The following is a 23,221-nucleotide window of genomic DNA, read 5'->3' on the forward strand; positions in this document are numbered from 1 at the left end:
CGTCAGCCGGCGACGGCCGGCTCCGCGGGTGTGGCCGCCGGCGGCGATGTCTCGCTCGTGGTCGCCGGCGCCGGTGCGTCCCCGAGCGCGATCGCGACGACCTCCTCGAAGGTGGAGACCGGCCGGAAGGTCATGTCCTTGCGCGCCTCGGCCGACAGTTCGTCGAGATCGTCCTCGTTCTGGGCCGGCAGCAGCATCAGCTTGACACCGTGCCGGCGCGCGGCGAGGGCCTTCTCCTTGATGCCGCCGACAGGCAGCACCAGGCCACTGAGGGTGATCTCGCCGGTCATCGCCACATCGTTCTTGACCGGCACCTGGCGGGCTGCCGAGAGGATCGCCGTGGCCATGGTGACGCCGGCCGACGGACCGTCCTTGGGGATCGCTCCCGCCGGCACGTGCAGGTGGAGATCATGCGACCCGAACAGGTCGGCAGGGATGCCGAGCGCGGCGGCGCGGGAGCGTACGTGACTCAGTGCGGCGCGCGCTGACTCCTGCATCACGTTCCCGAGCTGACCGGTCAGCACCAGCTGTCCCTTGCCGCCCGGCAGCAGGGTGGCTTCGACGTAGAGCACGTCGCCGCCGGTCTCGGTCCAGGCCAACCCGGTGACCACGCCTGGCCGCGACAAGCGGAATGGCGCGTCGTTCTTGATCTTCGGCGGCCCGAGATACTCCGGCACGTCGTCGCCGTCGACCTTGAAGGGCGCGTCGAGCGTGACGCCACTCATCACCGGCAGGTCCGGCGTCTTCATCGGGTCGCCGATGGGGGCCTCGGGATCGTCGCGATCCGGATCCTGCGCCGGCGGCGGGTCGCCCTCGGGCGCCTCGTCGGGATGGGGCACGCCGGGCGTCTCACGCGGGTCGGGATCCTGGCGCGGCGCCTGGTCCGGCTCGGGGCCTGGCGGGGGCGGCGGCATCTGCGGTCCGTCGCCGGGCTGGCCAGGGATGGGCATGTCCACGGTCGCCACGGCGTCGTCGGCCCCGCGGTCGCGGAACGTCGTGTCGACGCCGGCGACGCGTGCGGCCAGCTTGCGCGCGATGGTGCCGACCTGTCGTTCCAGGTTGCGCACGCCGGCTTCGCGCGTGTACTCCCGCACCACGCGGCTCAGCGCCGCGTCGGTGAGTTCGAGGCCGTCGGCGGGCAGGCCGTGCTCCTTCATCTGCCGCGGGATGAGATACCGACGCGCGATGTGCGCCTTGTCCTCCTCGGTGTACCCGCTCAGGCTGATGATCTCCATGCGATCGAGCAGCGCCGGGTGCACCGTGCCCAGGTTGTTCGCGGTGGCGATGAACAGCACCTTCGACAGGTCCACGGGCACCTCGAGGTAATGGTCGCGGAACGTGTGGTTCTGCGCCGGGTCGAGCACCTCCAGCATCGCGGCCGCAGGATCGCCCGAGAAGCCGCCCGCCTGCAGCTTGTCGATCTCGTCGAGCATGAACACGGGGTTCATCGACCCGGCCTGCTTCAGCGCCTGCACCAAACGCCCGGGCATCGAGCCGATGTAGGTGCGCCGGTGCCCGCGGATCTCGGCCTCGTCGCGCACGCCGCCGAGCGAGATGCGCACGAACTTGCGGTTCATCGCCCGCGCGATCGACTGCCCGAGCGACGTCTTGCCGACACCCGGGGGGCCCGCGAAGCACAGGATCGGGCCCTTCATGTCGTTCTTCAGCTTGCGCACCGCGAGGTACTCGACGATGCGGTCCTTGACCTTCTCGAGATCGTAGTGGTCCTCGTCGAGCACGACGCGCGCGGCGCGCGGGTCGAGGCGGTCTTCGGTGGTGACGCTCCACGGCACCTCGAGCACCCAGTCGAGGTACGTGCGCAGCATCTGGTACTCGGGCGAGGCCTGCGACATCCGCTCGAGGCGGTCCACCTCGCGGGTCGCCTGCTTCAGCACGGCCTCGGGCAGCTTCGCCTCGTCGATGCGCTTGCGGAGCTCGGCGATCTCCTGGCCTTCCTCCTCACCGAGTTCCGACTGGATCGCCTTGAGCTGCTGCCGCAGGTAGTACTGTCGCTGCGCGTCGCTCATCTCCTGCTGCGCCTGTGACTCGATCTTCCCCTTCAGCTCGAGCAACTCCACCTCGCGGCGGAGGGCCGCCGTGATGGCGCTCAACTTCACCCGGAGATCGTCCTGCTCGAGGAGGAGTTGCTTGTCCTCGGGCTTCATGTCGATCAGCGTCGCCAGCAGGTAGACCAGCCGCAGGGGCTCGTCGATGCCCGAGACGATCGAGCGCAGGTCGGGCGACAGGCCGGTCGCCAGCGAGAACGCCTTCTCCACCAGGTCGCGCAGCGTCCGCAGGTAGGCGTCGATCTCGAGGCCCGCGGTATCCGGCTCGGGGGCCGCGGTGATGGCGGCGTCCATCACGTTGCCGTCGCGGGTCACTTCGTCGAGGCGCACGCGCGCGACGCCCTCGACCAGGATCTGGAGACCCATCGCGCCCTTGGCCATCTGGCGGATGACGGCGACGGTGCCCACCTTGCGCAACTGGTTCGGCTGCGGGTCCTCGGCATCGCCGACCTGCATCACCAGGACGAGCATCCGGTCCCCGGCCAGCGCACGGTTCACCGCGTCCACCGACACGGCACGGTTCACGGCGAGCGGCTGCACCGTCAGCGGGAACACCACCGTGCTGCGCAGCGGCAGGACGGGCAGGCGCGAAGGGAGCGGGGGATCCTGTGCGGCGTCAGCCACGAATCGTCATCTCCGGAACGGGGAGCCGGGCTCCGTGCCGCGGCTCCTCACCATTTGACGTCGGGACGCCGCGTCGTGTCCGTGGACCCGGGCGATTGGCCGGGGCGCCCCGAGAGGGCGGGGCGCAGTCCTGAGGCCGCGCGTCGCCCACGGTCAGTCTATCAGCGGGCGACCCGGGGGGCGCGCTATCATCCGGCCATGCTGGCGATGCGTCCCCAGGCTGATGAGTACGGCGCGTTCTACGCGGGTTACGTGGCGAGGGTGCCCGACGGCGCCTGGCTGGAGCGGTTGTACCGGCAGCCAGGCGAACTCGAGGCTCGACTGGCGGGGGTGGCCGACGAGCAAGCGGCGCTGCCGCTGGCGCCGGGCAAGTGGTCGCTCCTCGACATGATCACGCACCTGAGCGACACCGAACGGGTGTTCGCGTTCCGGTTGCTCTGGTTCGCCCGCGGCGATGCGGCCGAGTTGCCGGGGTTCGATCAGGACGCGTGGGCCCGCGAGAGCGGGGCGTCACGGCGGACGGTGGCCCAGGCGCTCGACGAGTTCGCGGCGGTGCGCCGCGCGACCATCGCCCTGGTGGAAGGCCTGCCGGAGCAGGCCGCCAGTCGACGGGGGATCGCCAACGGGCATCCGATCTCGGTGCGCGCGCTCGCCTGGATCATCGCCGGGCACGTGCAGCACCACCTGGAGCACCTGGCAATTTGAAATTTGACATTTGAAATTGACCGGCGGCCGGCCTGTCGGCCTTGACGCTCGAGACGTCCGGAGGCGCGTGGCCGAAGGCCAGCGCCGCGCGAATTTCCAATCTCGAATCTCAAATTGCCAGCGTCAGTAGATGCCGGGCACCATCCGCCACCGCACGGTGCGGCGGTACGCGCGGTACGGCTCGCCGAAGTTCTCGATCAGGCCGCGCTCCTCGAACGGGATTGCGATGACCAGGTACAGGACGCTCACCACCGCGAACAGCAGGCGCGTCGAGGTCATCAGCGGCGCGCCGCCGACGAACAGCACCCATCCGAAATAGATCGGATGGCGCACGAGGCGGTAGAGGCCGCGTGTCTCCAGCGTCGGCGGTTCGGTGGTCGATCTGACCTGGCGCGCCGGGTCGAGCCCCATCAGTTCCTTCAGGCTCAAGGTCCGAGCGGCCAGCAAGGTGACCGCCACGCCGAGCCATTGGACGGCGGCGCCGACCCACCACCACGCGCCGGTGAGCGCGTACCACGTGCCCGGTAGTGGCCGCCATCCCCAGGTGCAGGCGAAGAACAGCGAGCTGGCCAGGATCACGTAGAGGGCGCGCTCGACGTCGGGGCCGACCCGCGCGTGCAGCCACTGTTTCAGTGGCGTGCGTGCCAGCACGCTGTGGTGCAGCGCGAAAGCGGAAAAGAGGGCCACGTCGATCAGCAGTGGCACGAGGCCCGACGAGCCGGCCGGAGCGACCGCGTCGAACCGCTGGAAATAGGCCCTGCCGCCCCACGCGAGCGACCACACGAAGAGGATGGCGCCGACCCATTGCAGCGCGCGGACGAACACGGACGAAGACGCGGAGGCAGGCACCGTTCAGCTCGAGGCGGCATAGTATAGTGCCGCCCATGGGGCCTCCACCCCGCATCGTCATCTCGGGCATCGGCGTCGCATCGCCGTTCGGTGCGGGCCGGGAGTGCTTCTGGGATCACGTCCGGCGGGGCGCCAGCGGCACGCGCCGCATCGACGAGTTCGACCCCAGCCCCTACGCGTGCCAGGTCGCCGCGCCGTTGCCGGCGCTGTCGATCGAGCATGCCCCGCGTCCGGACATCCACCCCGATCTCGATCCCCGTGCCGTCGACGACGTGCTGCGTGATCGCGCGGAGGCGAAGCGGTACTCCCGCGCCTCGCTGGCGGGCGTCATCGCGGCGCGCGAGGCCTGGGCCGATGCCGGCCTGCGCATCGGCGAGCCCGGCGCGGGCGTGATCATCGGCACCGGCGGCGGAGGCATCGAGCTCGGCGAGAAGCAGTACCGCGAGTTCTTCACCGACGGGCAGAAGCGCGTCACCCCGTACGCGATTCCCATCTCCATCTGCGGCATGCTGTCGAGCGAGATCTCGATGGCCCTGCAGGCGCACGGCATCAGCCACGTCCTGTCCACCGGGTGCACCAGCTCGACCGACGCCACGGGCTACGCCCTCGGCCTGCTGCGGGCGGGCGAGGCCGACGTGCTGCTGTGCGGTGGCGTCGACGCGTGCGTGACGCCGGGCATGATCTTCGGCTTCTCGCGCATGCGCGTCGTGTCGACGGCGTTCAACGACGTGCCGGAGCAGGCCTCGCGTCCGTTCGACGCCACCCGCGACGGGTTCGTCCTCGGCGAAGGCGCGTGGATGTACGTCCTCGAGCGCGAGGACCGCGCCCGGGCGCGCGGCGCGACCATCTACGCCGCCGTCGAAGGCTACGGCTCGACCTGCGACGCCTATCACCGTGTGCAGATGGATCCCGAAGGCGTGCAGATCGTCCGCGCGATGCGCATGGCCCTCGATCGCGCCGGGCGCGCCCCCGAGTCGATCGGCTACGTGAACTTCCACGGCACGTCGACGCAGCTGAACGACGCCATCGAGATCCGCTGCGTCCGCGAGGTCTTCGACGGGTACGCCGATCGCGTGCCAGGGTCGTCCACCAAGTCGATGGTGGGGCATCCACAAGGGGCGAGCGGCGCCTGCGGCGTGGTGACCACCGCGCTGGCTCTGCAGCGCGGCTTCCTGCCACCGACGATCAACGTGCGGTCGCTCGACCCGGCGTGCGACATGGACGTGCTCCCCAACGAGGGCCGCGCCGCCGAGGTCGAGGCCGCGCTGTGCAACTGCCTCGGGTTCGGCTCCAAGAACAGCGCCGTCGTGCTCGGCCGGGCGTCATGACGACACGCGCACGAGGCATGCGCCGGCCATGAGGGCCGCCGACGTCGTCGTCGCCGGCGCCGGGCCCGCCGGTGCCCTCGCGGCGCTCACGTTGGCGCGCGGGGGCGCCCGCGTGGTGCTGGTCGACAGGGAGACGTTCCCGCGGCACAAGCTCTGCGGCGACACCCTCAACCCTGGCGCCATGGCGCTGCTGGAGCAGATGGGCCTGGCGGGACCCGTGGCCACGGAGGGCCTGCCACTCGACGGCATGCTCGTGACGGGTGGGACGGGGGTGGCCATCGACGGCCGTTACGGCGACGGTCTCGTCGGCCGGGCGTGGCCACGGGCGCGGCTCGATGCGCACCTGCTCGCCGCCGCTGCCGCGGCAGGCGTCGACGTGCGGACCGGCGTGCACGTCGTCTCGCCGCACCTGCACGACGGCCGCGTCGACGGCGTCGTGACGCGCGACGCGGCGGGGCGACGGTCGACGATCGGGGCGCGATGGACGGTGGCCGCCGACGGGCGACGCTCGCCGCTCGGCCTGGCCCTCGGGTTGGTCAGCCATCCGCGCACGCCACGGCGCTGGGCGGTGGGCACCTACGCCGAGGGTGTCGAGGGGCTCGGACGCCGCGGCGAGATGCACGTGCGTGACGGCTACTACATCGGCGTCGCGCCAGCCGAAGGCGGGCTCGCCAACCTGTGCCTGGTGACCGCGGATCGCACGGGCATGGGCGACCCCGGCGCGCGTCTCTGGAGCCTGGTCAGGCACGACCCGGTGTTGCGCGAGCGCTGTCGCGCGGCGCGGCAGGTGGCGCCGGCCGTCACCCTGGGGCCCCTGGCGGTCGATGCCAGCGGGGTCGGCGTGCCTGGCCTGCTGCTGGCGGGTGACGCGGCGGGCTTCGTGGATCCGATGACCGGCGACGGGTTGCACCTGGCGCTGCGTGGCGGCGCGCTCGCCGCCGAGGCCATCCTGTCGGCCGGCGCCAGCGTCGATGCTCGCGTGCTCGGGCAGCTGGCCGCCGCACGACGCGAGGCGTTCGGGGCCAAGCTCCGCTTCAACCGGGCCCTGCGGGCACTGGTCGGATCGCCGATGGGCGTGCGGCTCGGGGCGCTGGGGGCCTCGTTGGCGCCCGCGGTGTTGCGGCTCGTGATCGCGACCGCCGGCGACGTCAGCCGGGCTCGCGCCAGGGCCGCATGACGAGCGCCTGGTCGATGCCGGTGGTCGGCCTGCTGGTCGCGTTCGGCACCATGGGGCTCGAGGCGCTGCGGTCGACGGCCAACGAACGGCGTCTCCTGGCCCGCGGCGCCCGCGTTGTCGACGACCCGAGCTATCGGTGGATGCGGGTCGCCTACCCGGCCGGATTCCTGCTCGTCTGCCTCGAGGCGTGGTGGCGCGCGGCGGCATGGTCGATGCCGGCCCTCGCAGGACTGGGCATCTTCCTGGCAGGAAAGGCCATCAAGTACCTGGCGATTGCGACGCTCGGCGACCGCTGGAGTTTCCGCGTGCTCGTCCTGCCGGGAGCGCCGCTGGTCGCGTCGGGCATATATCGGTGGCTTCGTCATCCCAACTACGTCGGCGTCGGGCTCGAGGTCGTCGGCATCGCGTGGTGGATGCGCGCGCCGTTCACCGGTACCCTGTTCGGCGTGACGTTCGGCCTGATTCTCCTGTGGCGGATCCGCGTCGAGGAACGCGCGCTCGGCCTGGCCTCCCGCGCATGACCGTCGACGCCGTTCCTGGCACCGACGCCCCTCGCCCGGTGTGGCTGCGGCTGCTCGACACCGCGATCGGGGTGGTGGTGGTGCTGCTGCTGTCTGCCCTGCTCACCGGCGGCCTGCGCGTGCGCTTCGACGACCTGCGGATCACCGCGGAGTCGCCGTGGCGGCTCGGCGTGGTGGCGGCAGCGCTGCTGGCGCTGCGCGCGTGGGCCTGGCGCGGCGACTCGTGGTGGTCGCGCGTCGCCCGTCGCTGGCGCGCCGTGCGGCAGGACCGGGGCGTGCGGGCGGCGCTGCCCTGGGTGTTCACGACCCGGGTGCTGGTGCTGTACGCCACCTACCTCGCGGTGGTGGTGATCGGGTATCCGCAGGCCGCGCCGCCGTTCCGCATGGCGCAGAACGAGTGGCGCAACCTCCTCGGACGGTGGGATGCCGGCTGGTACGTGACGATTGCGGAGGGCGGCTACAACTACTGGGGCAACGCGCAGACGCAGACCAACGTGGCCTTCTTTCCGGCCTACCCGCTCACCGTCCGCACGGCCGCGGCGTTGCTCGGCGCGCGATGGGGGTCACCGGACGATCCGACCGACAGCTTCGAGGCGTTCACCGAGCGGCGCAAGGTGCGGCTGCTGCAGGCCGGGTTCCTGGTCTCCGTGCTCGCGTTCGTGTGGGCGCTGGCGTACCTGTTCCGGTTGGCCCGCGAGTTGACGGGCGACGAGGCGGCCGCGACGAGCGCCCTCGCGCTCATCGCCACCTATCCGTTCGGGTTCTTCTACGGGGCGGTCTACACCGAAGGGCTGTTCCTGTTGGCGGCGACGGGGGCCACGTGGCACTTCCGTCACCGTCGGTGGCTGCCGGCCGCCGCGTTCGGGTTGCTGGCCGGCCTGTCACGCCCCAACGGCTGCTTCCTGAGCGTGCCGCTCGGCCTGCTCGCCCTCGACATGTGGCGGCGCGATCGGTGGCGCTGGCAGACGCTGGCCGCCGCGATGTCGACTGCCGCGTGTGCCGGTCTCGGAATGCTCGCCTTCACGGCGTTCCTCTATGCCCAGAGCGGTGAGTGGTTCCTGTGGATGAAGGCGCACGCCGCGTGGGGGCGCCACTTCTCGGGCGTGCACGTGCTCGCGATGCAGCGCTGGCGCGACCTGATGGGCCTGGGGGTGTACACGTATTCGGTGGTCCACGCCGTCGAACTGCTCAACATGGCGGCGACATTCCTGGTCATCGGCGTGAGCTGGCCCGTCGGTCGTCGCCTGGGCTGGGCCTGGAGCGCGTTCCTGCTCGTGATGGTCCTGCCGCCGCTCTTCATGGGCGGCTTCCTGTCGATGGGTCGGGTGACCTCGACCCTGTTCCCGATGTTCATCTACCTGGGCTGGCGACTGCGCGGGCAGGTCCTCCAGCACGTGCTGCTGGCCGGCTTCGGGCTCCAGGTCGCCCTCGCGGTGCTCCATTTCACGTGGCGCCAGGTCTACTGAGCGTCATGGCGCCATCCGAACGGCGGCGCGGCACGTCCTACTGAGCACGAGCGGCGTGGACGTGGGGTCCTCGTCGGGTTGCCTGAGTGCAGTCGAGGGACTCACCCTGAGGCGAAGCCGAAGGGGCAGGGTCGACGGGAGCGTGTGCATATAATGCGGGCACAGGCGCAGATGTCGCGGTGGCACGCCACGGGTGCATCCCCAGCCCGCCAGGCGATGCGGGCTTTGCTCCGCATCGCATTCGTCGTCGGTGGCCTCTGCCTGCCAGCGACCTTCACCCGCGCGCAGGGCGCGCCGCCGGCGTTCACCGTCCCGCGGATCATCACCCCCGGCGTCTCGCAACAGCCCGCCGCCAGCGAGCCGGCCCCTGAGGTCGTGCCCGCGTGGCGTCGTCCGCTGGTCGAGGGCAGGTTCGACGAGGCGCTCGCGCAGGCGGCTGACGTGCCGTGGGCCAGGGCCTACATCTCGGGCCGCGCGGCCGAGCGTCGTGGCGCGTACGACGAGGCCGAGCAGTCGTACCGGGTGGCGCTCGTCGAGCAGCCGACCGGCGAGCCGGCCGTTGCGCTCGCTGAACTGCTGACGCTGCTCGGCCGGCGCGACGAGGCCGTGCCGCTGTGGTCGGCCATCCTCCGAGCCGGTCAGGCGCAGCGGACCGGCACCGCGATCGGACGCGCGGCGCGCGCGGCGCAGGCGCTCACGCAGGTGCGACTGGCCAACTCGTACTTCCAGAGCGCCACCAACCTGTCGCCCGACGACGCGCAGATCCACACGCGGTGGGGCGACCTGTTCCTCGAGAAGTTCAACGAGGCCGAGGCGCGCTCCTCGTACGAGACCGCCCTGAAGGCCGACAGCCGCTACGTACCCGCCATGGTCGGGCTGGCCCGGTCGCTCGCCGACAGCAACCCGACGGCCGCCGAGGCCGCGGCACGTGAGGCGCTGGCCATCGATCCGTCCAACCCCGACGCCATCGTGCTGCTGGCCGCCGAGGCGCTCGATGCCAGCAAGCGGCCCGAGGCTCGCGCCGGACTCGAGCAGGTGCTGGCGATCAACCCCCGGCACGTGGAGGCGCTGGCGCTGTCGGCGGCCATCGCGCAGATCGAGGACCGGCCAGCCGACGTCGCCGCCTTCACGCAACGGGCGATGGCGGTGCGCGAGCGCAACCCGGACGTGCCCCGCATCATCGGCGAGCGTGTCGCTCGCCAGTACCGCTTCGAGGAGGCGGTGCGCTTCCTGCGCCAGGCCGTCGAGTTCGATCCGGAGAACAGTCGTGCGCAGGCCTCGCTCGGCCTGCACCTGCTGCGCACGGGTGACGAGGCCGGCGCGCGCGCGGCGCTCGATGCCGCCTTCACGAAGGACCCGTTCGACACCGTCACGTACAACCTGCTGACGATGCTCGACGGGCTCGAGAAGTTCGTGTCCGTGCCGGCGCGCAACCTGGTGGTGAGGTTGCACGAGGCCGAAGCCCCCGTGCTGCAACCGTACCTGGTGCCGCTCGCCGAGCAGGCGCTGGCCGATCTGTCGAAGCGGTACGCGTTCACCCCGCAGGGGCCCATCCTGGTCGAGGTCTTCCCGCGCCACGACGACTTCGCCGTGCGCACCATGGGCCTGCCCGGCATGCTCGGGGCGCTCGGCGCGTGCTTCGGCAAGGTCGTGACGATGGACTCGCCCAAGGCGCGTCCGCCGGGCACGTTCAACTGGGCGGCGGTGCTGTGGCACGAACTGGCGCACGTGATCACGCTCCAGATGTCGGGCAACCGGTTGCCGCGCTGGCTCAGCGAGGGCATTTCGACCTTCGAGGAGACGCGGGCCCGCGCCGGGTGGGGCAGGGAGTCCGAGCTGCTGTTCGCGCAGGCGTATGCGACCGGACGCCTGTTGCCGCTCAAGGACCTCAACAGCGGCTTTGCCAAGATCGAGACGATCAACCTCGCGTACCAGCAGGCGTCGGTGCTCGTGGCCTACCTGGTGGAGACGCACGGCGACGAGAAGCTGCAGGCGTTCGTGCGGAGTTTCGGCGAGGGACTCGACAACGAGGCCGCGCTGACGCGTGCCTACGGCCGCACCTGGGAGACCCTGCAGCCCGAGTTCGACGCCTACGTGAAGCAGAAGTACGGCCCCTACGTGCCGGCCCTTACCGAGGTGGACGCCCCGCCCCCCGGCCGGACCGCCACGGCCGCCGACTGGAAGGCGTTCGCCGATCAGCACGCCGGCAATTTCCGGCTGCAGATGGTGGCGGCCTCGCCGCTGCTGCGGCTTGGCGACCTGGCCGGCGCCCGTGTGGTGCTGGAGCGCGCGGCCGCACTGGTGCCCTTCGCCTCGGGGGACGCGAGCCCCTGGCGCCTGCTGGCCTCGACGGCGCTGAAGCAGGAACAGGCTGCCGACGCCCGGCGCTTCATGGTCGAGGTGCTCGATCGCGACCACACCGCGGCGCAGACGCTGCGCCAGCTGGTGGCGCAAGCGCAAGCGCCGGAGGACGCGGCGTTGCGGCAGCGGGCCGCCGAGCGGGTCATCGAGATCGACCCCTTCGACGCGGCCGCGCACACGGCCCTCGGCGATCTGGCCCTGGCCCGCGGCGACGTCCCCACGGCGCTTCGCGAGCTCAAGGCGGCGGTCGATGCCGGACCGACCAATCCCGCCGAGGCCCTGACCTCGCTCGCCGAAGCGACGATGCGCTCGGGACGGAGCGACGAAGCCAAGCGTCACCTCATCAGGGCGCTCGAGACGACGCCGCGCCACGAGCGGGCGCAGGAGTTGCTGCTGCGCATCATCGATGGCCCCGGGGGAGGAGACAGGCGATGAGCGGGCGCCTCGGGTGGACCGCCTGGTACCGGGAAGCCGGGCGGCGCGGGCGTGTACGGGGCGCGATCGGCGTGCTCGTCTGCGCGGCCGCGCTGCTGGGCCCCTCGCTGCTGCCCCGCGTGTGGGCGCAACTCGGGCAGGACAGCGACCCGCGGTTCGCCGGCCTGCGCTGGCAGTTCACCCGCATCCGCTACGACGCCCACAACGCCCAGCAGTTCCGGGCGCGGTACTGGAGCGATTCGTGGGCCATCGATGGGCCGGCCGCCGAGCAGAACCTGTCGCGCCGCCTGCGGTCGGTCACCAACATCGACGTCGGCGAGCCGGTGGTGCTGCGAATCGAGGACCCCGAGCTGTTCAACCATCCGTGGGTCTACTTCGTGGAACCCGGGACGCTCCGGCTGAAGGAATCCGAGGTGCCGATCCTTCGGGAGTTCCTCCTGCGCGGTGGCACCGCCGTGATGGACGACTTCCACGGCGACATCGAGATGGAGAACGTGCTGCAGGAGATGAAGCGGGTGTTCCCGGAGCGGAAGGTGATCACCCTGCCGCCGTCACACCCGATCTTCTCGTGCTTCTACCAGCTCGACGGGTTCCCGCAGGTCCCGGGGCTCGGCTCGTTCTTCGCCGGGCGCACGTGGGAGAAGGGCGGCATCAATCCGGAACTGCGCGCCATCGAGGACGACAACGGCCGCGCCATGGTGCTCCTGAACTGGAACACCGACATGGGCGACGGCTGGGAGTGGTCCAACGCCGAGCAGTACCCGGGGTACATACAACACACCGCGCAGGCGTACCGGATGATGATCAACGAGGTCATCTACACGCTGACGCATTAGGGGCTCCAGGCTCAGGGCTCATGGCTCAGAAAGCACACAGCCTGGAAGAGTGCTCTCTGAGCGTCGAGCCCGTAGCCTTGACGCCACGACCGAGAACTCCGAGCCTTGAGCCCTGAGCCTTCGCATGAGGATCGAGTGAACGACATCGCGCAGCAGAAACCGCAGCCCCTCACCGCCGACGAGGCCCGTGCGCTCGTCGCCCGGGTGGCCGAGAGCCGCGCCCGCGTCCTGACGGAGCTGCGCAAGGTGGTGGTGGGACAGGACGCCTCGGTGGACCTCGTGCTGGCGGCCCTGTTCGCCGGTGGCCACTGCCTGCTGACCGGCGTGCCCGGCCTGGCCAAGACGCTGCTGGTGCGGACGCTGGCGCAGATCCTCGACCTCGGGTTCCGCCGCATCCAGTTCACGCCCGACCTCATGCCGTCCGACATCACCGGCACCGAGGTGCTCGACGAGGCCGATGGCATCCGGGCGCTGCGTTTCGTCCGCGGCCCGGTCTTCACGCAGCTCCTGCTGGCCGACGAGATCAACCGCACGCCGCCCAAGACGCAGGCGGCGCTCCTCGAAGCCATGCAGGAAGGGCACGTGACGGCCGCCGGCCGCAGTTACGAACTCGAGCCGCCGTTCTTCGTGCTGGCGACGCAGAACCCGATCGAGCTCGAAGGCACGTACCCGCTGCCCGAGGCCCAGCTCGATCGCTTCCTGTTCAACATCGTCATGACCTACCTCCCGGAAGACGACGAGGTGAAGGTGGTGACGCAGACCACCGGCGTGCGGCGCGAGACGCCCGAGCGCGTGCTGTCGCGCGAGGACATCCTGCAGATTCAGCAACTGGTGCGTCACGTCGTGATCGCGGAGGACGTCGCGCGCTACGCCGTGCGGCTGTCGGCGGCCACCCGGCCGACCGAGCCCAACGTCCCCGACTTCGTCCGGAAGTACGTGAAGTGGGGCGCGGGCCTGCGGGCCTCGCAGGCGCTGGTGCTCGGGGCCAAGGCGCGGGCCCTCACCCTCGGCCGCGCGTTCGTGACGCCTGAGGACATCCGGACCCTGGCGGCGCCGGTGTTCCGCCATCGCGTGCTGATCAACTTCCAGGCCGAGTCCGAGGGGCTCACCACCGACGCGGTCGTCGCGCGCCTGCTCGAGCGCATCACGCCGCCCTCCAGCGGGCTGGCCTGATCGCCATGGCCGTGTCCGCGCCGGGCCCATCGCGGTTCCTGTCGCCGGAGGTGGTCGCCGGCCTGGGCACGCTCGAGCTGAAGGCTCGCACGATTGTCGAAGGCCTGTTGCTCGGGCTGCATCGCAGCCCGTTCCGCGGGTCGAGCGTCGAGTTCGCCGAGTACCGGCAGTACATGCCCGGCGACGACCCCGGCACGGTGGACTGGAAGGTCTACGCGCGCAGCGATCGCCATTACGTCAAGAAATTCGAGCACGACACGAACGTCGAGGTGCAGTTGCTGGTCGACACCAGCGCGTCGATGGCGTATCGCAGCGGGACGGGCATGACCAAGCTGCAGTACGCGCAGTGCCTGACGGCAGCGTTGGCGTACCTGCTGACGGGGCAGCGCGACGCGGTGGGGCTCGGCCTCTACGACGACCGGCTGCGCGACTACGTGCCGTCGGCGGTCAAGGCGGGGCAGCTGACGCGACTGCTCGTGGCCCTCGATCATGCCCGCCCCGGCGCCACGTCGGACACGGCGGCGGCGCTCAAGCAGGTCACCGATCGGCTGCGGCGACGCGGGCTCATCGTCGTCTGCTCCGACCTGCTCGACGACCAGGCGCGCGTGGTGGAGGGCCTGCGGCTGCTCCGCGCGCGCGGCATGGAAGTGGTCGTCTTCCACGTGCTCGACGAGGCCGAGCTGACGTTCCCCTTCGAGCAGGCCGGCACGTTCCGCGACGTCGAGACCGGTGAGGAGATCCTGACGCATGGCGCGTCGGCCCGGCAGGCCTACCTCGACGCCGTCGGGGCGTGGCGCGAGACCTACGTCACCGAACTGCGCGCGGCGGGCGTCGACTACCAGCTGGCGCGGACCAGCGCGCCGCTCGACCTGTCGCTGCTCGGCTGGCTGGGCGCCCGCGGGAGGACCCTCTAGCGATGGGCCTGCTCGCGCCGATCTTCCTCGCCGGGCTCGCCGCGATCGCCGTGCCGATCGTGCTGCACCTGTTCCGTCGCGAGGTTGCGCCGCCGGTGCCGTTCACGGCCGTGCGCTTCCTGCAGAAGCGCACGATCGAGCGGCAGGAGCGCCAGCGGATTCAGGATCCCTGGCTCTTGCTCCTGCGCGTGATCGCCCTTGCGTTGCTGGCGCTGGCGTTCGCGCGGCCGTACCTGCGCGGGGACGTCCCCGTCGTGCCGCCGGTCGTCATCGCGATGGACCTGTCCTACAGCATGGGGGCTCCCGGACGCCTCGACGCGGCGCGCCGGGCGGCGACCGCCGCGCTCGACGAGTTGCCCGGCTCGACGCCCGTCGGCCTGGTGACCTTCGCCGACCGTGCGCAGGTGGTGGCCGAGCCGAGCACCGATCACGGTGCCGTACGCGCGCAGTTGGCGACGCTGCAGGCCGGTCCCGGCGCGACGCGATACGCCGGTCCCCTCGAGGCGGCCCGCGGGCTGCTCGACGGCCGCGCCGGGCGCATCGTCCTGGTCACCGACATGCAGGCGGGTGGCTGGTCGCGCGGCACGACGAGCCTGCCCGACAACGTCCGGCTCGACGTGCGGGCGGTCGGCGCGCGGGTCGACAACGTCCTGCTGCGCGACCTGGTGGTGTCGCGTGAGCAGGCGCGCGTCGTGGTGAGCAACGCCGGGCAGGTGCCCGCCGAGTTGACGGTGACCCTCGGCCGCCTCGACGGCGGCGGCGCCACCCAGCAGGTGTCGCTCGACGGCGGCGTGTCCCGGGAACTCGTGTTTCCGGGCCCGCACGCCCCGGGCGGCTTCGTGGCGCGCGTGCGACACGAGGGCGGCTTCCCGGCCGACGACCAGCGCTTCGCGGTGCTGCGCGACACGGCTCCGACTCGCGTGCACGTGCTGGTCGGCGACGAGGTGGATCGCCCCCGCGCGCTCTTCGTGGACCGGGCCTTCGGGGCGCTCGGGGCGTCGGCGGCCACAGGCTTCACCGTGCAGGTGGCCACCGGCGCGGCGGCGTTCGGTCGGGACGCGGTGGCCCAGCGTGCCGGCGACCTCGTGATCTGGCTGTCGGCCACCGGCATCGACAGGCGCGCGGTGGCCTCGCTGGAACCCTTCGTTCGCGACGGCGGCCGCCTCGTCGTGGCCTGCGGTCCCGGCCTCGACCCACGCGTCGCCGACGTCGTGACGCGCCCGTTCGGCATCACGCTCGGCGGGCGCAACGACCGACAGGGGCCGCCCGGCAGCCTGGTGGTCGAGGATCCCCGCCACCCGATGCTCGCCGCGCTCGGCGAGGCGCGCCAGGATCTGGCCCGGACCGACGTGGCGGACGCGTGCGACATGGGGGTCGCCGCGCCGGCCAGCACCATCGTGCGCTTCTCGAATGGCCGACCCGCGATCGCCGAGGCGCGCGTCGGAGCCGGGCACCTGCTGGTGCTGGCGACCGACCTCGGTCGCCAGTGGAACAACCTGCCGGTGCAGGCCGCCTTCGTGCCGCTGATCGGCGAGCTGGCGCGACACCTGTTGGGGGATGGCGCGGGGCAGCGCGTCGCGCTGGCGACCATCGAGGATCCGCGGTACCAGCGCCCCGGCATCTGGCCCGTCGGCCCCCGCGGGCAGGAGGCGGCCGTCAACGTGGACGTCTCGGAGGCCGACCAGACCGCCATCGGCGTCGAGGAATTCGCACAGGCCATCGCGCGGCCGCCGGCCGACGAGGCGCGCGTCGCGCGTGTGGAAGCCGTACGGCTCGAGCGTGATCAGGGATGGTGGCGCTACGGGATCGCCTTGCTCGGGCTGACGCTCCTTGTCGAGAGCGTGCTCGCCCGCCGGCCCCGTGTCGCCACGGAGGGAGTGTCGTGAGTCCTGCACTGGATCCGGTCCGCCGATCGCTCGAGGGCCTTGCCGTGGCGTGGTGGCGCGTACGCTGGCTGCGCGTGGTGGCGCGCACGACCGCCGTGGTCACCGGCGTGCTGCTGGCGTGGGCGTTGGTCGACCGTCTCCGGCCCCTCGGGCGCTGGCCGCTGCTGGCTTCCGGGGCGCTGGTGGCCTGCATCGTCGCCGCAGCGGCATGGTGGATGCGCCGACGCGCGCTGGCTCACCCGGCAGCCGAACGCATGGCGCGCCTGGTGGAGGAGCAGTGCCCCGAGCTCGAGGCGACGTTGCGGACGGCCCTCGACCCCGCCGTCGAGCGCAGCCCGCTCGGCGCGATCGTCCAGGCCGATGCCGCTGACGCGCTCGCGCGCCTCGACGAGGCGCGGATCATCGACCCCGACGACCGGCGCCGGGCGATGCTCTGGGCCGGTGCGGCGGTGGCCTCGGTACTCGTCGCGGCGGGACTGGCCGCGCCGACGGCGGTGCGCGCGGCGCGCACGGCGCGCTTCGTCGTGGCGCCGCCGTCGCTCACGCTGCGCGTCACCCCCGGTGCCCAGCGACTGGTGAAGGGGACGCCGCTGACGATCACGGCGGCGGTCGAGGGCGCGCCGCGCGATCTCGACGTCGCCGCGCCGACGCTGCAGGTGGAAGGCGAAGGGGTCCGGGCGGCCGGGGCCCTGACGCGTCGCCCCGACGGCGTGTACGAAGTGCGCATCCCGTCGGTCGATCGCGACTTCTCGTACCGGGTCGTCGCCGGCGGGCTGCGATCGGACCGCTATCGTGTCGAGGCGCTCGACCGCCCGCGCGTCGAGGGCATCGACCTCTCGTACGTGTATCCGTCGTTCTCCGGACTGAAGCCGCGCACCGAGACCGACACCGGCGACATCTATGCGCCGGCCGGCACCACGGTCACCGTGCGGGTGCGCACGAGCAAGGCGTTGCGTGCCGCCGAGCTGCGCGCCACCGATGGCGAGGGCGCGCGCGCGCTGCCGCTGTCGCTGGTGGGCGACAAGGCCGGCGAGGTGGCGTTCACCGTCGCGCGTGATGGCGCGTATCGCATCGCCCTCACCGACATCGACGCGATCGCCAACGGCGACGAGACCGAGTACTTCGTGCGCGTGATGGACGACCGTCCGCCCGACGTCCGCATCATCAGGCCGGCCGGCGACCGCGGGGCCACTCGCCTCGAGGAGGTCCGGCTCGAGGCGCGCGCCGAGGACGACTACGGCGTGCAGGCGCTCGAGCTCGTCTACGCGGTGCGCGGCGGGCCCGAGAAGGTGGTGCCGCTGGGCGGCGGCGGGGCGACGGCCGTGAGCGGCGCGCACACCATCTACCTCGAGGATCTCGACGTCAAGCCGGGCGACTTCGTGAGCTATTACGCCCGGGCGCGCGACATCGGCCGGGGCAAGCGATCGACCGAGGCGCGCAGCGACATCTTCTTCCTCGAGGTCAAGCCGACCGCCCAGGAGTTCACGGCGGCGCAGAGCAGCGCGATGGCCGGTGGTGGCGGGGGCGGCGGCGAGATGGACGACCTGGTGGCCGCGCAGAAGGACGTCGTGTCGGCGACGTGGAAGCTCGAACGCCGCGCGGCCGGCGGACGCTCGGCCACCGACATCAAGGCGGTCGGCCGGGCCCAGGCCGAGGTGCGCGAGAAGCTGCGGCAGCAGGCGGCCGGGGCCGGCGGCGCACCGTCTCCCTCGCCGCGCCGACGCCGGGGCGTCGACCCCGCCGAGGCGGAGGCGCCCCCGGTACCGCTGCAGGCAGCCGGCGAGGCGATGGACCGCGCCGTGGCGCAGCTCGACAAGCTCGACACGCGCAGCGCGATCACGCACGAGATGACCGCCCTCAACGAGCTACTGAAGGCCGAAGCGGAGATCCGGCGGCGGCAGCTGGCACGCCAGCAGGGCGGGCAGGGCAGCGGTCGGATGCGCACCGGCAACGAGGACCTCTCGGCCCTGTTCGATCAGGAGCTGATGCGCCAGCAGACCAACTACCAGCAGCAGAGCAGCGTCGAGTCGCGCCAGGAGGCCACCAAGGGCCAGTCGGCCCTCGATCGGATCCGCGAGCTGGCGCGCCGGCAGGACGACCTGGCGCGCGAGCAGCAGCAGCTGGCGCGCGAGCGCTCGCAGCTGACTGCGGAAGAAGCAAAGCGTCGCCTCGAGCGGCTGACGCGCGAGCAGCAGCGGCTGCAGCAGGAGGCGCAGCAGCTCGCCCAGCAGATGCAGAACGGGCAGCAGTCCCAGCAGTCCCAGCAGTCGGCCCAGGCGGGGCAGCAGGGCAGCGAGCAGCAGCAGAACGGCCAGCAGCAGGCCAGCCAGCAGGGGCAGCAGTCCGGACAGTCGCGCGGCCAGCAAGGGCAACAGGGCCAGCAGGCGTCCTCCGGCGGTGGGCAGTCGCAGGGGGCCTCCAACGCGTCGCGTGATCGCCTGCGCGAGGCGGCACAGCAGATGGGCGAAGCCACCTCGCAGCTGCAGCAGCAGTCGCCGGAACAGGCCGCCGCGCGCGGATCCCGATCGGCACAGGCCCTCCGCGACGCCGAGCGCGCGCTGCAGGCCGGCACTCCCGGCGAGCGGCAGCGCGCGGCCGGCGACGTGCAGCTCGAGGCGCGGCAGCTCGCGGAGGCCCAGCGCCAGCTGGCGCAGCAGGCGGGCGAGCTCGGCCAGCCCCAGAGCGGCGCGTCGGCCAACGAGCGGCGACGCCAGCTGGCCGGTGAGCAGGGGCGCCTCGCCGACCGTGTGGCTTCACTGGAGCGGCAGGTGCGCGAGCTCGCCCGCGGGGCGGACCCGGCACGTGACCCCTTGGGGCAGGCCTCGCGCGAACTGCAGCGCAGCAAGGCTGCCGAGCAGTTGCAGCAGGCCGCGCGGCAGTTGCGCGAGGGCGGCACGCCGCAGGGCACCGACCTGGCCCGGCAGCAGCGCGACGCTGCGCGCGTCCTCGACCGCGTGTCGGCGCTGGCCGGGCAGGCGAGCGGCCGCGGCACCGGCGAGACGCAGGCGCTCTCGGAGCGGCTGTCCGACGCACGGGATCTCCGCGATCGCTTGCGCTCGCTCGAGGATCGGATCGCTCAGCTGGCGCAGCAGGCGGAGCGCGAGGCCAACGGGGCCCCGACGCAGGGCGGCCAGCAGGAGCGTGCCGACGGCCAGCAGGGGCAGCGCGGAAGTTCCAGTGCCGCACAGCAAGGGCCGCGTGGCGATCAACAGGCGTCGCAGGCCGGCTCGCGCGGCTCGGCGCAGGGGCAGGGGAGAGGCCAGGCCGGCGACACGCTCGAGCAGTTGCGGCAACTGCAGCAGGAGTACGCCCGCGAGCTGCAGGACGCCGCCCGCATGGTGCAGGGGCGCGACGGCGGGCAGGACCGCGGTGGCCGGATGGCCACGCCCGAGGGCCACGAGTTCAGTCGCTCTGCCCCCGGCACCGAGGCCTTCAAGCAGGACTTCGCCCGGTGGGAGTCGTTGCGCAAGGGCGTCGCCAACGCCATGGACCGCTACGAGGCGTCGATCGCCCAGCGCCTCGCCGAGCGTGAGGCGGCCGAGCGGGTGCAGGCCCCCTTGCGCGACAAGGTCCCCGACCGCTACGCCGAGTCGGTCGTGCGCTATTACCAGTCGCTGAGCCGACGCCCGGAGTCCCGCTGACGTTGGGTATCCGGTTCGCGCATGCCCTGCCACCGTGGGCCTGGGGAGTCGGTGGCCTGGCGCTCGTGCTCTTCGCGGTCGCCGCGTACCGGCACGCGCGCACCGTCCTCTCGCCCGGGCGCTGGCTGCTGCTGGTGGCGCTGCGCACCCTGGCGCTCGCCGGCGTCGCGATCATCCTGATGCGCCCGGTGCGTCTCGAGCCGGCGCCCGCCGCCACCGGCCGTGCCGTCGCCGTGGTGGTCGACGACTCGCGTTCGATGCAGTTGCCCGACGCGCAGGGCACCGAGACGCGGTTGCAGCGAGCCCGCCAACTGGTCGCCACCCGCCTGCGACCCCTGCTCCAGGGCGACTTCGACCTGCGCGTGTTCGCGGCCGCCGACGCGCTCCGCGAGATCCCCTCGGAAGACGCGCTCACCGGCGGCGGTCGCGGCTCCGATCTGGCCGGCGCGGCCTCGGCGATGGCCGAGCGCGCGGCGGCCGGCGAGTTCGTGGGGATGGTGCTCGTCAGTGACGGAGCGGCCTCCACGCCGGTGCCGCCCTCGCCGGGGACGTTGCCCGTCTTCACCATCGGCGTCGGCGCGGCGGGCAGCGTGATCGATCGCGAGGTCCGCGATGTGGCGGTGAGCGACGTCTCCGTGGTCGACTCGGTGGCCGAGGTGACGGCCAGCCTGGTGTCGCACGGTCCACGCGACACGGTGGACGTGCGCCTGCTCGAGAACGGCCGGCCGCTCGAGGTCCGGCAGGTGCGCCTGCCCGGGAACAGCCAACCCGTGCGCGAACGCTTCCGCGTGACGCCGCCGCGGACGGCCGCCACCGAGTATCGCGTGGAGGTCGCCGAGGTGGCCGGCGAGCTCACCGCGGCCAACAACCGGGGGACGGTGTTCGTGCCAGCGCCTGGCGAGCCGCACGCCGTCCTGATCCTGGAGGGCGCTCCCGGTTTCGAGCACAACTTCCTGACGCGCGCGCTCGCCCGCGACACCGGCCTCGACGTCGACATCGTCGTGCGCAAGGGCCGCAAGGAGAACGGCGATCCGACGTTCTACGTGCAGGGCGCGGCGTCGCGCACCGCGGCGCTCGTGGACGGGTTCCCGAAGACCCGCGAGCAGTTGTTCAGGTACGCGGCCATCGTGCTCGGCAACGTCGAGGCCGACTTCCTCAGCCGCGCGCAGCTCGACATGCTGCTGTCGTTCGTCGAGCAGCGGGGCGGCGGTCTGGCGATCATCGGCGCGCGTTCGTTCGGCGAGCGCGGCGTGATCGGCACCGAGCTCGGGCGCGTGCTCGGCGTCGAGGCGCGGGGCGCGGGCGCCATCAACGCGGCCGCGGCGGCCAGTTCGCGGCAGGGAACCCGGATCGATCTGACCTCGGCAGGGCAGCGGCACCCGGTGATGACCCTTACGCCGGCGCCCGGCAGCGATGCCTCCGTCTCGCCGTGGAGCAGCCTGCCGTCGCTGGCCGCGGCGGCGGCGGTCGGTCGCCCGCGGCCGGGGGCCGAGATTCTCGCGATGGTGTCGGGCCCGGCAGGGGAACCGCAGCCACTGGTCGCCGTGCAGCGCGCCGGGCGCGGTCGCACGCTCGTCTTCACCGGCGAGGGCGCGTGGCGATGGCGGATGGGACTCCCGGCCAGCAACCTCGCGTACGAGACCTTCTGGCGCCAGGCGTTGCGGTGGCTCGCCGTGCAGGCGCCGGCCCGCGTCGCCGTCGAGGTCGAGGCCCCCTCGATCGGTGCGCCCACGCCGATCGCCGTGCGCGTCGTCTCGCCGGAATTCGAGCCCATCGGTGATGCGAACGTGCAGGTGCGCGTCGAGGAGCCGGGGGGCGCGACGCGGACGCTGCCGGCCGTGCTCGACGCCGGCGAGCCCGGCCTCTACCGCGCGACGCTGCTCACGCTGAATGCCGGCGTGCACCGGCTCGACGTCGAGGCGCAGCGTGCGGGCGCCTCGCTCGGCCGCAGCAGCGTGCAGGTGTTCGCCGGCGGGCAGGACCCCGAGTTCGTGGACCCTCGACGCAACGACGCCCTGCTGCAGCGGCTCGCCGAGTCGACCGGAGGGACCCGCCTCGACCGGAGCGATCTCGAGGGGCTTCCGGCGCTGATCCGCAAGGCAGCCGCCTCGCCCACCGCGCGTCTCGTCGAACGCGACCTCTGGCACAATGGCTGGAGTTTCCTGGGGCTCTGCATGGTGCTCGGCACCGAGTGGGCACTGCGCCGACGATGGGGGTTGCGATGAGTCCGCGAGTGCTGATGACCGGGGTGGTCGGCGTTGGCCTGTGGCTGGCTGCGGCGACTGCGTACGGCCAGGGAGCGCCGCCGCGGCCGCCTCAGTCGCGTGTGCTCGTGGTTTCGGGTGCCGCCGGCAGCGAGGAGTACGCGGCGCGCCAGAAGCAGTGGCGCGAGACCCTGGTCACGCAGCTCACGACGCGATTGGGCGTGCCCGCCTCGCGCGTGACGGTGCTCGCCGAACAGGCCGGCGAGGGCCTGCAGGCCTCGACGGCGGTCAATCTCCGGCAGGCGCTGGCGACCCTGAAGGCCGCGCAGGGCGCCGACGACACGCTGCTCATCGTCCTGTTCGGCCACGGCACCTTCGACGGCGTCGACGCCAAGTTCAACCTCGTGGGCCCCGACCTGACCGCGCGCGACTGGCGCGACGCATTGCAGGGCATGCCAGGGCGCGTGGTGTTCGTGCAGACCGCCAGCGCGAGCTTTCCGTTCCTCGCGGCCCTGTCGGCGCCCAACCGCGTGGTCGTCACCGCCACCGATTCGCCGCAGCAGAAGTACGACACCGTGTTCGGGGAGCACTTCGTCGCGGCGTTCACGCCCGAGGCCGCAGAGTCCGACCTCGACAAGGACGGGCGCATCTCGATCTGGGAAGCGTTCGCCTACGCGGCCGACGCGTCCAAGCGCTACTACCAGCAGCGCGGTCAGCTGTCGGTCGAACGGGCACTGCTCGACGACACCGGCGACGGCGTCGGCCGCGACCTGGCCAAGGCGGGCGACGACGGCCTGCTGGCCAGCCGGGTGTTCCTCGATCCCGACCCGGCCACCGCCACGGGCGACCCCAGCGTCACGCTGCTCATCGGCCGACGCAACACGCTCGAGACCGAGCTCGACGAACTCCGACGCAAGAAGGGGTTCATGCCCGACGACGCCTACGCCCGCGAACTCGAGCGCATCATCGTCGACATCGCCCGCACGTCGCGCGACATCAGGCGTCGGCTCAAGAGCTAGAGCGAGGCTCGAGGCT

15 protein-coding genes are annotated in these 23,221 nt (G+C 72.3%); 13 read left to right on the forward strand and 2 right to left on the reverse strand.

Annotated features, from left to right (window positions below):
* Window positions 1-2: 2 nt before the first annotated feature.
* On the reverse strand, window positions 3-2,690 hold the full coding sequence (gene lon / locus TBR22_RS10440; RefSeq protein WP_239492919.1) for an endopeptidase La: 2,688 nt from the start codon (window positions 2,688-2,690) through the stop codon (window positions 3-5).
* A 198-nt stretch (window positions 2,691-2,888) separates the two neighbouring features.
* Here lon and TBR22_RS10445 point away from each other — a divergent pair, with 198 nt between their 5' ends.
* On the forward strand, window positions 2,889-3,395 hold the full coding sequence (locus TBR22_RS10445) for a DinB family protein (RefSeq protein ID WP_239492920.1): 507 nt from the start codon (window positions 2,889-2,891) through the stop codon (window positions 3,393-3,395).
* A gap of 123 nt (window positions 3,396-3,518) precedes the next feature.
* Here the strand turns inward: TBR22_RS10445 and TBR22_RS10450 are convergent, their stop codons facing one another.
* A complete protein-coding gene (locus TBR22_RS10450; RefSeq protein ID WP_239492921.1) occupies window positions 3,519-4,220 on the reverse strand; it encodes an isoprenylcysteine carboxylmethyltransferase family protein in 702 nt (233 codons plus the stop codon).
* A gap of 59 nt (window positions 4,221-4,279) precedes the next feature.
* On the opposite strand from TBR22_RS10450, the gene TBR22_RS10455 reads away from it, so the two are divergent.
* From TBR22_RS10455 to TBR22_RS10510, 12 genes are all read left to right on the forward strand, one after another.
* Window positions 4,280-5,572 (forward strand): beta-ketoacyl synthase, encoded by a 1,293-nt coding sequence (locus tag TBR22_RS10455; RefSeq protein ID WP_239492922.1) that lies wholly within the window; start codon window positions 4,280-4,282, stop codon window positions 5,570-5,572.
* Window positions 5,573-5,600: 28 nt separating this feature from the next.
* The gene (locus tag TBR22_RS10460) at window positions 5,601-6,749 is read left to right on the forward strand and encodes an NAD(P)/FAD-dependent oxidoreductase (protein WP_239492923.1); all 1,149 of its coding nucleotides are present in this window, start codon (window positions 5,601-5,603) and stop codon (window positions 6,747-6,749) included.
* Window positions 6,746-7,270 (forward strand): isoprenylcysteine carboxylmethyltransferase family protein, encoded by a 525-nt coding sequence (locus TBR22_RS10465; protein WP_239492924.1) that lies wholly within the window; start codon window positions 6,746-6,748, stop codon window positions 7,268-7,270. The genes TBR22_RS10460 and TBR22_RS10465 overlap by 4 nt, the downstream gene beginning before the upstream one ends.
* Entirely contained in the window at window positions 7,267-8,736 is a 1,470-nt protein-coding gene (locus TBR22_RS10470) for a mannosyltransferase family protein (RefSeq protein WP_239492925.1), read from the forward strand. The genes TBR22_RS10465 and TBR22_RS10470 overlap by 4 nt, the downstream gene beginning before the upstream one ends.
* 216 nt (window positions 8,737-8,952) lie before the next feature.
* Window positions 8,953-11,532, forward strand: a complete 2,580-nt coding sequence (locus TBR22_RS10475; protein WP_239492926.1) for a tetratricopeptide repeat protein — start codon at window positions 8,953-8,955, stop codon at window positions 11,530-11,532.
* Window positions 11,529-12,368, forward strand: a complete 840-nt coding sequence (locus tag TBR22_RS10480) for a DUF4159 domain-containing protein (RefSeq protein WP_239492927.1) — start codon at window positions 11,529-11,531, stop codon at window positions 12,366-12,368. The genes TBR22_RS10475 and TBR22_RS10480 overlap by 4 nt, the downstream gene beginning before the upstream one ends.
* A gap of 144 nt (window positions 12,369-12,512) precedes the next feature.
* Entirely contained in the window at window positions 12,513-13,541 is a 1,029-nt protein-coding gene (locus tag TBR22_RS10485) for an AAA family ATPase (protein ID WP_370651507.1), read from the forward strand.
* Window positions 13,542-13,546: 5 nt separating this feature from the next.
* Window positions 13,547-14,455: a DUF58 domain-containing protein gene (locus TBR22_RS10490; RefSeq protein WP_239492929.1), complete on the forward strand. Its 909-nt coding sequence runs from the start codon at window positions 13,547-13,549 to the stop codon at window positions 14,453-14,455.
* A 2-nt stretch (window positions 14,456-14,457) separates the two neighbouring features.
* On the forward strand, window positions 14,458-16,341 hold the full coding sequence (locus TBR22_RS10495; protein WP_239492930.1) for a BatA domain-containing protein: 1,884 nt from the start codon (window positions 14,458-14,460) through the stop codon (window positions 16,339-16,341).
* Window positions 16,338-19,982 carry a DUF4175 family protein gene (locus TBR22_RS10500; RefSeq protein WP_239492931.1) on the forward strand — a complete coding sequence of 1,215 codons (3,645 nt, stop codon included), beginning with the start codon at window positions 16,338-16,340 and terminating at the stop codon, window positions 19,980-19,982. Before TBR22_RS10495 ends, TBR22_RS10500 begins: the two co-directional genes overlap by 4 nt.
* 2 nt (window positions 19,983-19,984) lie before the next feature.
* Complete coding sequence (locus tag TBR22_RS10505; protein WP_239492932.1) at window positions 19,985-22,207, forward strand: hypothetical protein; 2,223 nt, start codon at window positions 19,985-19,987, stop codon at window positions 22,205-22,207.
* Window positions 22,204-23,205, forward strand: a complete 1,002-nt coding sequence (locus TBR22_RS10510; protein ID WP_239492933.1) for a hypothetical protein — start codon at window positions 22,204-22,206, stop codon at window positions 23,203-23,205. Before TBR22_RS10505 ends, TBR22_RS10510 begins: the two co-directional genes overlap by 4 nt.
* The last annotated feature ends 16 nt before the right edge of the window (window positions 23,206-23,221 follow it).

Origin of the sequence: Luteitalea sp. TBR-22 (genome assembly GCF_016865485.1) — a bacterium.
Taxonomy (GTDB): domain Bacteria; phylum Acidobacteriota; class Vicinamibacteria; order Vicinamibacterales; family Vicinamibacteraceae; genus Luteitalea.